The 13,783-nt window shown below is 69.3% G+C and carries 14 protein-coding genes; 5 read left to right on the top strand and 9 right to left on the bottom strand.

The annotated features are described in order from the left end of the window. Positions 1 to 4 precede the first annotated feature (4 nt). Positions 5 to 2,152, bottom strand: coding sequence for a methylmalonyl-CoA mutase (gene scpA, locus O9344_RS04200; RefSeq protein WP_298473169.1), 2,148 nt, complete (start codon positions 2,150 to 2,152; stop codon positions 5 to 7). Between the two features lie 10 nt (positions 2,153 to 2,162). Next, positions 2,163 to 4,148, bottom strand: coding sequence for a methylmalonyl-CoA mutase family protein (locus O9344_RS04195; protein WP_298473166.1), 1,986 nt, complete (start codon positions 4,146 to 4,148; stop codon positions 2,163 to 2,165). 149 nt (positions 4,149 to 4,297) lie between these two features. Here O9344_RS04195 and O9344_RS04190 point away from each other — a divergent pair, with 149 nt between their 5' ends. Both O9344_RS04190 and O9344_RS04185 read left to right on the top strand, forming a co-directional pair. Further along, positions 4,298 to 5,107, top strand: a complete 810-nt coding sequence (locus O9344_RS04190) for a sugar phosphate nucleotidyltransferase (protein ID WP_298473163.1) — start codon at positions 4,298 to 4,300, stop codon at positions 5,105 to 5,107. Beyond that, positions 5,104 to 5,886 carry a class I SAM-dependent methyltransferase gene (locus tag O9344_RS04185; RefSeq protein WP_298473160.1) on the top strand — a complete coding sequence of 261 codons (783 nt, stop codon included), beginning with the start codon at positions 5,104 to 5,106 and terminating at the stop codon, positions 5,884 to 5,886. Before O9344_RS04190 ends, O9344_RS04185 begins: the two co-directional genes overlap by 4 nt. Here O9344_RS04185 and folK read toward each other — a convergent pair. Genes folK through O9344_RS04165 form a run of 4 tightly spaced genes read right to left on the bottom strand, consistent with a single transcriptional unit; the run spans position 5,883 to position 8,028 of the window. Beyond that, a complete protein-coding gene (gene folK / locus O9344_RS04180) occupies positions 5,883 to 6,377 on the bottom strand; it encodes a 2-amino-4-hydroxy-6-hydroxymethyldihydropteridine diphosphokinase (protein ID WP_298473157.1) in 495 nt (164 codons plus the stop codon). The genes O9344_RS04185 and folK overlap by 4 nt on opposite strands. Then, positions 6,377 to 6,745, bottom strand: coding sequence for a dihydroneopterin aldolase (folB, locus tag O9344_RS04175; RefSeq protein WP_298473155.1), 369 nt, complete (start codon positions 6,743 to 6,745; stop codon positions 6,377 to 6,379). Before folB ends, folK begins: the two co-directional genes overlap by 1 nt. Further along, positions 6,742 to 7,587, bottom strand: coding sequence for a dihydropteroate synthase (gene folP, locus O9344_RS04170; protein WP_298473152.1), 846 nt, complete (start codon positions 7,585 to 7,587; stop codon positions 6,742 to 6,744). The genes folB and folP overlap by 4 nt, the downstream gene beginning before the upstream one ends. Before the next feature lie 57 nt (positions 7,588 to 7,644). Beyond that, complete coding sequence (locus tag O9344_RS04165) at positions 7,645 to 8,028, bottom strand: DUF2267 domain-containing protein (RefSeq protein ID WP_298473282.1); 384 nt, start codon at positions 8,026 to 8,028, stop codon at positions 7,645 to 7,647. A gap of 147 nt (positions 8,029 to 8,175) precedes the next feature. On the opposite strand from O9344_RS04165, the gene O9344_RS04160 reads away from it, so the two are divergent. Next, a complete protein-coding gene (locus O9344_RS04160) occupies positions 8,176 to 8,583 on the top strand; it encodes a nuclear transport factor 2 family protein (RefSeq protein ID WP_298473149.1) in 408 nt (135 codons plus the stop codon). A 185-nt stretch (positions 8,584 to 8,768) separates the two neighbouring features. Here the strand turns inward: O9344_RS04160 and O9344_RS04155 are convergent, their stop codons facing one another. Both O9344_RS04155 and O9344_RS04150 read right to left on the bottom strand, forming a co-directional pair. After that, positions 8,769 to 9,542 (bottom strand): DsbA family protein, encoded by a 774-nt coding sequence (locus O9344_RS04155; RefSeq protein ID WP_363321919.1) that lies wholly within the window; start codon positions 9,540 to 9,542, stop codon positions 8,769 to 8,771. A gap of 10 nt (positions 9,543 to 9,552) precedes the next feature. Beyond that, positions 9,553 to 10,938, bottom strand: coding sequence for a M48 family metalloprotease (locus tag O9344_RS04150; protein ID WP_298473142.1), 1,386 nt, complete (start codon positions 10,936 to 10,938; stop codon positions 9,553 to 9,555). 167 nt (positions 10,939 to 11,105) lie between these two features. On the opposite strand from O9344_RS04150, the gene O9344_RS04145 reads away from it, so the two are divergent. Together O9344_RS04145 and O9344_RS04140 are read left to right on the top strand one after the other, a co-directional pair. Next, on the top strand, positions 11,106 to 12,284 hold the full coding sequence (locus O9344_RS04145) for an aminotransferase class I/II-fold pyridoxal phosphate-dependent enzyme (protein WP_298473139.1): 1,179 nt from the start codon (positions 11,106 to 11,108) through the stop codon (positions 12,282 to 12,284). Then, positions 12,281 to 12,949 carry a pyroglutamyl-peptidase I gene (locus O9344_RS04140; RefSeq protein WP_298473136.1) on the top strand — a complete coding sequence of 223 codons (669 nt, stop codon included), beginning with the start codon at positions 12,281 to 12,283 and terminating at the stop codon, positions 12,947 to 12,949. Before O9344_RS04145 ends, O9344_RS04140 begins: the two co-directional genes overlap by 4 nt. Here O9344_RS04140 and O9344_RS04135 read toward each other — a convergent pair. After that, entirely contained in the window at positions 12,898 to 13,650 is a 753-nt protein-coding gene (locus O9344_RS04135; protein WP_298473133.1) for a metallophosphoesterase family protein, read from the bottom strand. The two genes, O9344_RS04140 and O9344_RS04135, sit on opposite strands and share 52 nt — an antisense overlap. Positions 13,651 to 13,783: the final 133 nt, after the last annotated feature.

The following is a 13,783-nucleotide window of genomic DNA, read 5'->3' as shown; positions in this document are numbered from 1 at the left end:
GCCGTTACTCCGCCGCCTGCACGTAACCCAGCTTGGCGTTGAGCTTGTCGATCAGGTCGATGGCGGCATCCGCGATCGGCGTGCCCGGCGGGAAGATCGACGAGGCGCCGGCGGCATAGAGGGCGTCGAAGTCCTGGGGCGGGATGACACCGCCGACGACGATCATGATGTCCTCGCGGCCCTGCTTCGCCAGCTCCGCCTTGAGCTCGGGGACGAGCGTCAGGTGGCCGGCGGCAAGCGATGAGACGCCGACGCAGTGGACGTCGTTCTCGATGGCCTGCTTGGCGGCCTCCCCCGGGGTGGCGAAGAGCGGCCCGATATCGACGTCGAAGCCGAGATCGGCAAAGGCCGAGGCGATGACCTTCTGGCCGCGATCATGGCCGTCCTGGCCGACCTTGGCGACAAGGATGCGGGGGCGGCGGCCCTCATTCTCGGCGAAGGCCTCGACCATGTGCTGGACCTTCGAGACATTCTCGTTCATGGCGCCGACCTCGCGCTTGTAGACGCCGGAAATGGCCTTGATCTCGGCCTTGTGGCGTCCGAACACCTTCTCCATCGCGTCCGACATCTCGCCGACCGTGGCCTTGGCGCGGGCGGCATTGATGGCGAGCGCCAGAAGGTTGCCGTTGCCGGCAGCGCCCGCGGTCAGTGCATCCAGCGCCGCCTGGACCTCGGCCGGATTGCGCTCGGCGCGCAGGCGCTTCAGCTTCTCGATCTGGCTCGCCCGGACGGCGGAATTGTCGACCTTCAGCACGTCGATGGGCTTTTCGCCATCGGGGCGGAACTTGTTGACGCCGATCACCGACTGAACGCCGGAATCAATGCGCGCCTGGGTCTTGGCCGCGGCCTCCTCGATGCGCAGCTTCGGGATGCCGGCATCGATCGCCTTGGCCATGCCGCCAAGGGCCTCGACCTCCTGGATGTGTTCCCAGGCCTTGGCGGCAAGGTCCGCGGTCAGACGCTCGACATAGAGCGAGCCGCCCCAGGGGTCGATGATCCGCGTCGTGCCGCTCTCCTGCTGGAGGAAGAGCTGGGTGTTGCGGGCGATGCGGGCGGAGAAGTCTGTGGGCAGGGCCAGCGCCTCGTCGAGGGCGTTGGTGTGCAGCGACTGGGTGTGGCCTTGCGTCGCCGCCATGGCCTCGATCTGGGTGCGGACGACGTTGTTGAACACGTCCTGCGCGGTCAGCGACCAGCCCGACGTCTGCGAGTGCGTGCGCAGCGGCAGCGACTTGTCGCTCTTCGGGTCGAACTGCTTGACGAGCTTCGCCCAAAGGAGACGCGCGGCGCGGAGCTTTGCCACCTCCATGAAGAAGTTCATGCCGATGGCCCAGAAGAAGGACAGGCGCGGCGCGAACTGATCGACCGTCATGCCGGCGGCGATGCCGGCGCGGATATATTCGACGCCGTCGGCGAGGGTGTAGGCGAGCTCGAGGTCCTGCGTCGCACCGGCCTCCTGCATGTGATAGCCGGAGATCGAGATGGAATTGTACTTCGGCATCTCCTTCGCCGTGTGGGCGAAGATGTCGGAGATGATCCGCATCGAGGGCTTCGGCGGATAAATGTAGGTGTTGCGGACCATGAACTCCTTGAGGATGTCGTTCTGGATGGTCCCGGAGAGCTTGGCCTGCGGCACGCCCTGCTCTTCCGCCGCGGCGATGTAGAGCGCGAGGATCGGCAGCACCGCGCCGTTCATGGTCATGGACACGCTCATCTGGTCCAGCGGGATGCCGGAGAACAGCGTGCGCATGTCGTAGATGCTGTCGATGGCGACGCCCGCCATGCCGACATCACCCGAAACGCGCGGGTGGTCGCTGTCGTAGCCGCGATGGGTGGCGAGGTCGAAGGCCACCGACAGGCCCTTCTGGCCCGCGGCGAGATTGCGCCGGTAGAAGGCGTTGGAATCCTCGGCCGTGGAGAAGCCGGCATATTGCCGGATCGTCCAGGGCTGGTTCACGTACATGGTGGGATAGGGGCCGCGCAGGAACGGCTTGATGCCCGGATAGGTGTCGAGGAAGTCGATGCCGGCGAGGTCCGCTTGCGTGTGGACCGGGCGCACCGCGATCTCCTCGGGCGTCGCCCAAGTGGCGCCGCCGCTCGCGACGGGGGCGGCGTCTGTAAAGGCGATGGTGGTGAAATCGGGGATGCGGGTCATGGCCGTCTCCTCACGCATCCAGCGCCGCATGGGCGCGGTTCAGGAAGTCTAGCACGTCGCCTCCGGCAAAGACGAAACCGTCGACGCCCGCCGCCTTGAGGCCCTCCTCGAGATCGCCGGGGCGGCCGGCGAGCCAAAGCTGCTTCGCACCGGCGGCCTTGAGGGCCTCGGCGACATGGGCGCCGTCCGACGCATAGAGCTCGTCGGAGGAGCAGATGCAGGCAATGGCGGCGCCGCTTACCGTGAAGGCACTGCAGATCGCCGCGACATCGGCAAAGCCTGCGGGGATCGGCGCATCGAAGCCGCCGGCCTCGAAGAGATTGCGGGCAAAGGTCGCGCGGGCGGTGAAGGCGGCGACAGGGCCGACCACAGCGAGGAACACCTTTGGCCGCGTGCCGGATGCAGCGGTGACGGCGTCGAGCCGGGCGCGCAGTGCCTCGAAGGGCTCGGCGAGGCGGATGGGAGCGAGCGCCTCGACGAAGATCGTATCGCTCTTCAGCCGCGACAGGGCGGAGCGGATCGCGCCGCCGGTGAATGCCTTCACCTGCGCCTCGAAGCGTGCGCCGCCACCCGCTTCCGGCAGGTCGATGGGCGCGGCATCGCGGCGGGTCTCACGCTTCGGCGCGGCGAGCACCTCGGGCACCGCCTCATGGACATTGGGGAATTCGGAGGCGCCGGTCAGCGGCTCGCGCCGCCTGGCGATGGCGGCGGCGCGCTCGGCGCGGACCTTGGCGACCGCAGGCTGGACGAGGTTCGCCGACAGGGCGGCGACGATGCCGCCGGCCTTTTCCCACTCCTGGAACTGGGCCCAGGCGCGCTGGCAGAGCTCGTCGGTCAGCGCCTCCATGCCACCGGAGCCGGCGGCGGGATCAGCGACGCGGTGGAGGTTCGATTCCTCGATGAGGATGAGCTGGGTGTTGCGGGCGATGCGGCGGGCAAAGGCATCGGGCAGGCCGATTGCGGCGGTCCAGGGCTCGACGACCACGTGATCCGCACCGCCGACGCCGGCGGCGAAGACGGCAGTGGTGGTGCGCAGCCAGTTCACGGCCGGATCGACGCGGGTGAGCATGCGCCAGGCGGTCTCGGCATGGAGGTCGAGATGGGAGGGCGCGAGGCCGCACGCCGTCTCGAGCCGCGCCCAGAGCTTGCGCATGGCGCGGACTTTGGCGGTCGAGAGGAACTGGTCGGCATCGACAGAGAGCACGACGGACAGCGCCCGCGCGGCCTCGGCGAGCGGCAGGCCGGCCGCCTCCAGCATCCGCCAATACTGGACCGCGGCGCCGAGCACATAGGCGAGCTCCTGCACCTCCGAACCGCCGGCATCATGGATGACGCGGCCGTCGGCAAGGAGCTGCGTGCCGCCAAAGCCGCGGCGGCGCAGCGCAAGCACTGCGTCGGAGGCCTTGCCGGCGGCGCCGGCCCAGTCCTCCAGCGTGCCGCGGCGGGCGAAGGCACCGACGGGATCGATGCCGAAGGCAATGGTGAGCGTCGCCGGATCGATGCCGTCACGTTCGGCCTTCGCCGCCAGCATGGCGGCGACATGGCCGGCGGAGGTGCCGGCATCGATGCGGACCGGGATGAGGTCGAGCATCACCCCGGCGAGGAGCGCATCGAGGTCGGCAAGGCCATCGACCACCATGGCGTCGCCGCGCCGGTCGCCGATGGCGCCGCGGGTGACGACGACGAGGCCCGATGCGCCGCCCGAGAGATCCTCGAGGGCGAGCGCATTGGCGGCGGCCGGATCGGGATGGTCGGCGCGCTGGGCGATGGTCCAGGGCAAGCCCGGCGCGCGGGCGGCAAGCGGCGCTGCGCCAGCCTTGCGGGGATAGAGGGGCTGGACGGCGATGCCGTCGGCGGTGCGGCCCACCAGCACCTTGTCGAAGGGCTTGCCCTTGAGGACGGCATCGACCGCGGCGCGCCAGGCGGCGTCCGTTGCGGGCGGGAACTCGGAGGCGAGCGCGAGCGGTGCGTCGGGCGAGGTCATGGTGTCGGTCATGCAGCTTCGATGCCACGAAGAAAGCCCGACAGGAAGGCGTCCTTTGGGCGGAGCGGGACGCCTCGCCGGAACGGGGCGAACCTTTTACCGCCCGTTAACCATGATCGCCGCACAGATGGGCGGAAACCACAGGCTCCAGCGGGGTTCGCATGAAGGTGGTGATCCTGGCCGGCGGCGGCGGCACGCGCATGGCGGCCGACGGCGATCTTGCGCCGAAACCCATGCTGGAGATCGGCGGAAGGCCGATCCTCTGGCACATCATGCGCAGCTTCCGCCTGCAGGGCTTCGACGATTTCATCGTTGCGGCGGGCTCGCAGGGCGACAAGATCAAGCGCTTCTTCCTCGATGCGGTGGACACGGCCGGCGACCTCGAGATCGACGCGGGCCGCGGCCATGTCGCGCGCTCCGGCGGCGCCGACGACGACTGGCGGGTGCGCATCGTCGACACGGGCGCGCAGACCGAGACCGGCGGGCGCGTCGCACGGCTGCGCCCCCTGCTGGAGGCCGAACCCTTCATCGTCACCTATGGCGACAGCGTCAGCGACGTCGATGTCTCGGCCGTGGTCGAGCACCATCGTCGGCGCGGCCATCTCGTCACCGTGACAGCGGTGCGCCCGCCGTCCCGCTTCGGCGGCATCCGCTTTGATGGCGACAAGGTCGCCGGCTTTGTCGAGAAGCCGCAGATCGGCGAAGGCTGGATCAATGGCGGCTTCGCGGTCTTCGACCCCGCCGTCTTCGACCATCCGGCCATGGCCGGCGATGGCGCGAGCCTCAACGGCCTGTTCGAGACGCTGACGCAGGAGAAGCGCCTCGGCGGCTACCGGCACGAGGGCTTCTGGCTCGCCGCCGACACGCTGCGTGCGCTGAAGCTGCTGGAAGGCCTTTGGGAGAGCGGCGATGCGCCGTGGATGCGCCCTCCCCTCGCCGGCTCGCCGCCGCCGGAGCGCATGGCGTCATGAAGGTCGTCGATTGCGGCCGCGCGCGGCTCTACGACATCGTCGGCGAGGTGTTCGCGGCGGCCGGGCGGCGCCCGGCCATGATCGAACTCGGCGTCCACAAGGGCGACAATGCGGTGCGCCTCATGGACGCCCTGAAGCCCAGCCACAGCGTCCTCGTCGATGCCTGGAGCGCCGAGGCCCTCGCCACCTATTCGCATTTCGACAAGCTGCCGCCATGGATCCTGCCGCTCACCGCCTTCGAGCGCTATTTCGGCGGCAGCCTCTCCGACCAGGCGACCTTCGACCGGACCTACGAGACGGCATGCCAGCGCTTCGCGGGTCGCGGCGATGTAGAGATCATCCGCGCCGACACGATCTCGGGTTTCGCCCAAGTGCGCGACCGGCACGGGGATGGGGCGTTTGACTTCATCTATGTCGATGCCAACCACCAGTACGAATATGTGCTGCGCGACCTGCTCTACTACCAGCATCTGCTGTCGGCCGACGGGGTGATGATGCTGAACGACTGCTGCCACAGCCAGAAGGGCATGAACCAGAACCTCGGCGTGCTGGAGGCGGTCGGCAACTTCATGAAGCGGGCGGATTTCACGCCCGTCGCCCTCACCAGCACCGACATGAGCGATCTCGTGATCGCGCGCACCGGCTCGGCCATGGCTGCTGCGCTCGACAAGGCACTCGACCGCTCGGATATCGGCTTCGTCGAGGTCATGCCGCAGATGCTGCCGACGGCGCACATCCGCGTCAGCCCCGCGGGCAAGACGCGCGTGAGCTTCGCTTAAATCGGCCGCGGCGGCAGGCGGGTGACGCCGGTGGCGTCAATCCGCGCCGCAAGCTCCCGCACCGTCGCATCGCCGATCCGCCAGTCCGGCGCGATCTCCATGAGCGGGACCAGCACGAAAGCCCGCTCGGCCATGCGCGGATGCGGCACAGTCAGGTCGGCGTCGTGGAGAACGAGGTCGCCATAGGCGAGGATGTCGATGTCGACGGGGCGAGGCCCCCAACGGCGGCCCGTGGCGCGGTCGCGCCCGAGCGAGGCCTCGACGGCCAGGGCGCGGGCGAGCAGATCCCGCGGCGTCAGCGTGGTCTCCACCTTGAGGCACAGGTTCACGAAGGCCGGCTGGTCGGTGACGCCCCAGGGCGGCGTCTCATAGTCGGAGGAGCGGGCGAGGAGTGTTACCGCCGTGCCGTCGCACAGATCGGCAACGGCGCGGTCGAGCGTCGCGCGCACGTCGCCGACATTGCCGCCGAGGCCGAGGAGCGCCAGGGCCATCAGGCGGCGCGCCGCCGGGTCATGATGACGCCGACATCGTCGAAAATGGCGGCGATGGGCGCGTGCGGCTTGTGGACGGTGACGGTGATCGCCGCGATGGCGGGAAAGGCCGACAGGACAGCCTCGGCCACGGCGCCGGCTGCGGCCTCCAGCAGCTTGAAGTTCCGCGCCTTGAACGTGCTCAACGTCACCTCCGCCACATCGGCATAGGAGACGGTGTTGGCGAGATGGTCGCTCGCCGCGGCGCGGGCGAGGTCGATCTCCATGTCGAGGTCGATGACGAAGCGCTGGCCAACCTCGCTCTCATGCGAGAGCAGACCGTGATGGGCATGGACCAGCAGGCCCTTGAGGAAAATGCGGTCGCTCATGCGGCAGCTCCAAGGGCGGCGCGCACCTTCAGCGCCTGCACGGTTTCGCGCACGTCATGGGCGCGGATGATGGCGGCGCCAGCCTCCGCCGCATGGAGATGGGCGGCAAGCGAGCCGCCGATCCGTGCAGTGACCGGCGATGGGTCGATCCGGTCGATGAAGCGCTTGCGGGACGCGCCGACGAGGATCGGCAGGCCGAGCTGGTGCAGCGCGCGCACCTTGGCCAAGGCGGCGATGCTCTGGTCCGGCGTCTTGCCGAAGCCGATGCCGGGATCGACGGCGATGCGGTTGCGGGCAATGCCCGCACCTTCGGCGATGGCGACGGAGCGGGCGAGGAAGGCGACCATGTCGGAGACGATGTCGATGGCGGGGTCGGCCTCGTCGCGGTTGTGCATGACGATGACAGGCACGCCGCGCTCAGCCACCAGCGGCGCCATGGCCGGATCGCGCTGCAGGCCCCAGACATCGTTCACGATGACCGCGCCCTGGTCGAGGGCCCAGCGGGCGACATCGGCCTTGATCGTGTCGATGGAGACCGGCAGGCCGAGCTTCACCACCGCCGGCAGGACAGGCGCAAGCCGTGCGATCTCCGCGTCGCGGTCCACCGGCTTCTGTCCGGGATAGGGCCGGGTCGATTCCGCGCCGATGTCGAGAATGTCGGCGCCGTCGGCGGCCATCTGCTCGGCGTGGCGGATAGCGACGGCCGGGTCGAAGAACCGGCCGCCGTCGGAGAAGGAATCGGGGGTGACATTGAGGATGCCCATCACCGCCGGCCGGTCGGCCCGCAGGAAGCGGGCGAGCGGCCCGGCGGCAGCCAGGGCGGAAGCAGGGATTGCGGTCATGGCGGCAGGCTTGGACGCCATCCCCGCCCGGCTGTCAACAACCGGGGAAGCGAGGTCTCAGACGAACTGCGACAGGCCCGGCGTGTTGGCGACGATCTGGCCCATGACGTCCTCGCCGGCATTCTCGCGACCGAAGGCCATCAGTTCCTTGCCGACGGTGGAGATCTGGCCCATGTCGAGGCCGGCGCCCATCAGGTTGGCGCCGAGGCCCATGATGCCGCCGCCCATCAGGCCGCCCATCATGCCCATCAGGCCGCCGCCGCCGCCGCCCTCGCTCTGGGCGATGAGGTCGGTGGCGCCGGGGAGCGCGGCGAGCATCTGCTGGACCTGCTCCTGCGGGCCTTCCTTCTGCAGGAAGCCGAGGATCATGCCGACCGCCTTGGCAGCGAGGCCCTCGTCGAGGCCAGCAGCGCCGGCGACGCGGGTGATGAGGTCCTGGATCATGATCGTCTCCCGATGCGGCGGATGGCGAACGGCCCCGCTCGTTGCGGCGCACTATGGCCAAGGGTCGAACCTGCGGCAAGCGACGTTCCGCCGCCCGTGGCGATGTGCTTCGCTCGGGGCCTAGACCGCGGAGGAAACAGGACCATGACAGTCGCCAGCCCGATCCCGACCAGCACCACGCCCGCCTATGACCGCTCCAGTGTCGAGGCCGTTGTGCAGCTCTATTTCGACGGCCTGCACGAGGGCGATGTCGCCAAGCTCGGCGCCGCCTTCCACCCCACAGCCGACCTGCGCTGGCAGGAGAACGGCGAGTTCCAGATGATCGGCTACCGGGACTGGCTCGACCGTGTCGCCAAGCGTCCCTCCGCCAAGTCGCAGGGCCATGCACGCCACGACTTCATCGTCACGGTGGACCGGTCGGACGAGAGCACCGCCTTCGTGAAGGTGCATTGCGCCCTGCCGCCGCGCTTCTTCACCGACTATCTCGTCCTGCTGAAGCTGACCGATGGCTGGCGGATCGTCTCGAAGGCCTATCGCTACGAGACGCGGTGAAGCCGGAAGGACGGCCGGGACGGACAGCCGTCCTTTCGTTATGCCCGGGCTTAACCCGGGCATGCACGCCTCACCGCGAGAATACGGAGTTCAAGTCGTGGATGCCCGGCACAAGGCCGGGCATGACGCGAGAGGTCCAGGCGCGGCCGGACCAGCGGAGCGGCAGCGCTCCCGCCCGATCAGCCTCAGCACATGTTCGGCTGGGCGGCGCAGGCGACGCGGGCGCGGGCGAGGTTCTCGCGCAGCTTTTCGAGGCCCACCGCCCCGACCACGACCTCCTCGCCCACCACATAGGTCGGCGTGCCGTTGATGCGCAGCATCTCGGCAAGGCGCATGTTCTCGGCGAGCGTGGCCTGCACCTGCGGCGACTGCATATCGCGCTGCAGGCGCGTCATGTCGGCACCGATTTCACGCGCGACCTCGAGGGCGCGGGCGCCATTGGCCTGGCCGCGGCTGCCGAGCAGCTTCTGGTGGAATTCGAGGTATTTCGGCGCGGCAAGCTGCATCTTCAGTGCCACGGCGACATTGGCGGCCTCGATGGAGCCAGGGCCGAGGACGGGGAAGTCCTTCAGCACGACGCGCAGGCGCGAGTCGGAGCGCAGCAGCTCCATCATCTCGGGCAGCGCGCGCTTGCAGAAGCCGCAGTTGTAATCGAAGAACTCGACCAGCGTGACGTCGCCCTGCGGATTGCCGAGGACGATCTGGTTCGGCGAGCGGTAGAGCGCGTCGCGGTTGGCGGCGAAGGCGGCGGCGCGGGCGCGGTCCTCGGCCTGGGCCTGGCGCTTCTCCAGCTCCACCAGCGCCTCCTGCAGGATTTCCGGATTGCGGAGCAGATACTCGCGCACGATCGCCTCGATCCGCTGGCGCTCGGCGGGGCTCGCCTCGGGCGCCTGCGCCACCACAGGCGCGGAAAGGGCGAACAGGGCCGCAAGGGCCGGGCCGATCAGGCGCTTGAACATGAGCATGTCCTTAGTTGCGCCGCTGGCGCTGATTGAAGATGTCCTCGGCGATCAGCCAGCCAGGCGATCCCGTGGGCAGCGAGCCCTGGGCGCGGCGGGCAAGGCCACGGGCCGTCTGGACGTCGCCGGAATGATACGCGGCCTGGGCGGCGGCGAGATCAGCCTGGCCGCGGTCGTTCTTGCGGCCATAGGCGATCGCGAGCTGCTGGTAGCCGTCGCTGGCCTCCGGCTCGGCCTGTAGCGCCAGCCGCAGTTCGCGGATGGCCTCGTCCAGCACGGCATTGTTGCCAGAGGCGACGAGGGCATGGCCGAGCATGATGCGGATCAGGCCGGAATTCGGCGCCAGGGCCACGGCGCGCCGCAGGGCCGGCAGCGCGGCGGCGGGCTGGCCGGTCTCCAGCAAGATCTGGCCCTTGATCTCGTGAAAGTAGGGATTGTTCGGCTGGGACCGGATGAGATCGTCGGCCATGGCGGCAGCGCGGTTTCGGTCGCCGAAGCGGAACATCTGGATGGTGCGGGCATAGCGCGCCGGCAGCGACGTATCGGATGGCGGATAGCGGCGGACGATCGCGTCGGAGCGGTCGAGGAATCCGGCGAGCTTCGCCCGCGCCAGCTGGTGGCGGGCCTCCAGCGCCGGCGGATCGGTGCGGTTGTAATGGGGACTGGCCTTGGCCAGCGGCTCGATGATGGCGATGCGGTCGGCCGGCATGGGATGGCTCACCGCGTAGGGATCGATATGCCGGGCAACGAACATGCTCTCGTTGTGCAGCCGTCGGAAGGTCTCGACCATGCCCTTGGCGGACTGACCGGTGGCGTTGAGATAGGTGATGGCGGCGCGGTCGGCGGCTGCCTCCTCGCCGCGCTGGTAGGACAGCAGCGAGCGCATGCCGATCTGCGCACCGGCGGTGATGGCGCCGGGCGCGGCCTCGCCGACGCCGGAACGGACGCCGCCGGTCGCGGCTCCCGCCGCAACGCCGGCCGCGCCGACCAGCATACCGATGGCGGCAATGACCTGGGCCCGCTCCACCGCCTCGCGCAGGCGGGCGAGATGACCGCCGGCGATGTGACCGGTTTCGTGCGCCATGACGCCGATGAGCTCGTTGGGTGTCCGGCTGTCGAGGATGGCGCCAGCATTGATGAAGATGCGGCGGCCATTGGCCACAAAGGCGTTGAAGGCGCGGCTGTTGACGATGATGACGTTGGTCTGGCTGCCGCCGACATTGGCAACACGGAACAGCGGCCGCGCATAGTCGCGCAGCAGGTTTTCGATCTCGGTGTCGCGGATGATCGGCAGACCGGCCGGCGCCTGCGCCCGCGCCGGCACCATCGCCAGCAGGCCGGCCAGGGCGGCAACGGCCAGCCGGGAGGTCGATCGCAGGGTCATGCGCAGGGTCATGGTCCGGAATCCTTAAGGAGCCGGTCGGCGAGGGTCAACGTCACGGAGGTCACGAGCCGGCGAGGCCGTGACCGGCAGCGTCGGCTGTGATAGGCGCTGTGCCGGTCTCTTGAGCGCCCAAACGGGCGAAACCATGACGCCCGACGCCTTCGCAGGACGAAATCGCCATGTCGCGCATCGATACCGCCCTCTCACTGCTGACGCCGACCCGGCGCGGCTCCGTGGCGCCCTTCCTCGTCATGGACGTCATGACGGCGGCGGCGAAGGCTGAAGCCGAGGGCAAAAGCGTCATCCACATGGAGGTGGGCCAGCCGGCAGCGCCAACGCCGCTGTCCATCCGCGAGGCCGCGGCCAAAGCGCTGATGCAGGGCCAGATCGGCTACACGCTGGCCCTCGGCATCCCCGACCTGCGCCAGCGCATCGCCCGCCACTATGCCGAGACCCATGGCGTCGAGGTGCCGATCGGCCGGATCGCCGTCACGATGGGCTCGTCCTCGGCCTTCATCCTGTCGTTCCTTGCCCTGTTCGAGCACGGCGCGCGGGTGGCCATCGCCAGCCCGGGCTACCCCGCCTACAAGAACATCCTGGAGGCGCTCGGCTGCGAGGTTGTGTTCATCGAGACCACCGCGACGACGCGCTGGGCGGTGACTCCGGAGATGCTCGCCGCCGAGCATGGCAAGAAGAAGCTCGACGGCATCCTCATCGCCAGCCCCGCCAATCCGACCGGCACGATGATGACCCCGGAGGCGCTGAAGGCGCTGATCGAGGCCTCGCGGGACCTCGGCATCCGCTTCATTTCCGACGAGATCTATCACGGCCTCTCCTACGAGATGCCCTGCCACACCGCGCTGGAGACGAGCGACGACGTGGTCGTGATCAACTCCTTCTCCAAATACTACTGCATGACCGGCTGGCGTATCGGCTGGATGGTGGTGCCGGAAAGCCTTGCCCGCTCGGTCGAGTGCCTGGCGCAGAACCTGTTCATCTCGGCGCCGCAGCTCTCCCAGGTCGCGGCCCTGGCCGCCTTCAACGCGACTGCCGAACTCGAGGTGATCAAGGCCGGCTATGCCGCCAATCGCCGCGTGCTGCTGGAGGGGCTGCCGAAGGCGGGTCTGGACCGTCTCCTGCCGGTGGACGGCGCCTTCTATATCTATGCGGATGTCGCCAAATACACCAATGATAGCCTCGACTTCGCCCGGCGGATGCTGGCCGAGACCGGCATCGCCGCGACGCCGGGGCCGGATTTCGACCCCTATGGCGGCCTGCACGCCATCCGCTTCTCCTTCGCCGGCTCGACGGCGGACATGGAGGAGGCGGTGCGGCGGCTGGGTGAGTGGTTGAGGTGACCACGCTCCTCGTCACCGGCTTCGGCCCCTTCCCCGGCTGGGAGCGCAACCCGACTCCCGCCATGGTGACAGCGGTCACCACCATGCGCCTGCCGGGAGTCTGCATCGTCGGCCACGTCTTCAACACGGTCTATGCGGAGGTCGAACGCGACCTCCCTGCCCTCATCGCCCGGCACAAGCCGGACGCGGTGCTGCTCTTCGGCCTTGCAGGGCGCACCGGCCATGTCCGCATCGAGAGGCATGCCCATAACGTCACGACCCGCAGTGTTCCGGACGCCTCCGGCGCCTTCCATGCGAGCGCCGAGATCCGCGCCGACGCGCCCTGGCGGGTGCCGACCGGCTTTGCCTGCGGACCGCTGGTCGCCCGGCTGCGAGCGGCCGGGCTCGACGCCCGCCCATCGCCCTCGGCCGGGGAATATCTCTGCAATTTCTCCTACTGGCTGGCGCTGGAGGCGGTGGCGCGCCACGACACCAAGCGCGCGCTCTTTGTCCATGTGCCGCTGCCGCTGAAGGCCGACCGCCCGGCCCGCGGCGCCTTCGCCCGCAGGATGACCGCTGCCGACCTCGCCGCCGTGGCGCGGGCCGCGGCGCTGGCGATCACCGGGCGCTCCGCCTATTTGGCGAAGCCGGTGCGCAGGCCCTTCGCCCAGTCGGCCCGGCCGTAGCTCTCGGCCTTCAGGGCCGCCGCCTCCCAGTCATAGCCGACGGCGACGAAGTCGATTGCCGCCACCATCCCGGCGTCGAGCGTCACGACGGCATAGCGCGCATGGGGCGAACCCACCTCGGAGACATGGGCATCCGGCGGCGTCGGATCGGAATAGGCGGGCTGGCCGACACTGCCGGGGTTCACCACGGTCACGCCGTCGAGCACCAGCAGCCGCGGCAGGTGGCTGTGGCCGCACAGGGCGAGGCGCGCATCCCCCAGCGGGCCGAGGCGGCCGCCGATCACGGCCGGGTCCGACTGGACGAGGCGGCCGCCCTGCTTGTCCTCCATCAGGTAGGTGTTGTCGTCAGCGGGCGTCGCGTGGAACAGCCGGACAGCGACGCCGCCGCAGTCGAGGTCGCGCTGCATCGGCAGGGCGGCGAGCCAGGCGCGCTGCCCCTCATCCAGCGCCGCGCGGGCAAGCTTGTCGGAGAAGTACAGCGCCTCGCCCTCGGCCTCGACGACCCAGCGGTCGTGATTGCCACGCACCGTCGGCAGGTCCAGCGCCATCAGCCGCGCGGCCGTCTCGGCCGGCCAGAGCGGGCCGGAGACGCAGTCGCCGAGATTGACCGTCATGTCCACGCCGCGGGCGGCGATGTCGGCAAGCACGGCCTCGAGGGCGAGGAGGTTGCCGTGGATATCGGCGATGACGGCGAGGCGCATGCGGAAGGTCCTGATCCGAGGGCTGCACCATCGGGCCGACCCGCTGGCAGGACAACCGCCATCGCTGCATCCCATTCCGGCACAACCTGCGACGGCATGGGGCTTGCGGTGGGCTTAAGCAAACCCGGAGGCT

The sequence above is a fragment of the Phreatobacter sp. genome (assembly GCF_027532945.1).
Taxonomy (GTDB): Bacteria; Pseudomonadota; Alphaproteobacteria; order Rhizobiales; family Phreatobacteraceae; genus Phreatobacter.
The sequence above is the reverse complement of the archived record's forward strand: the minus strand, read 5'-3'. Positions and strand labels throughout refer to the sequence as shown.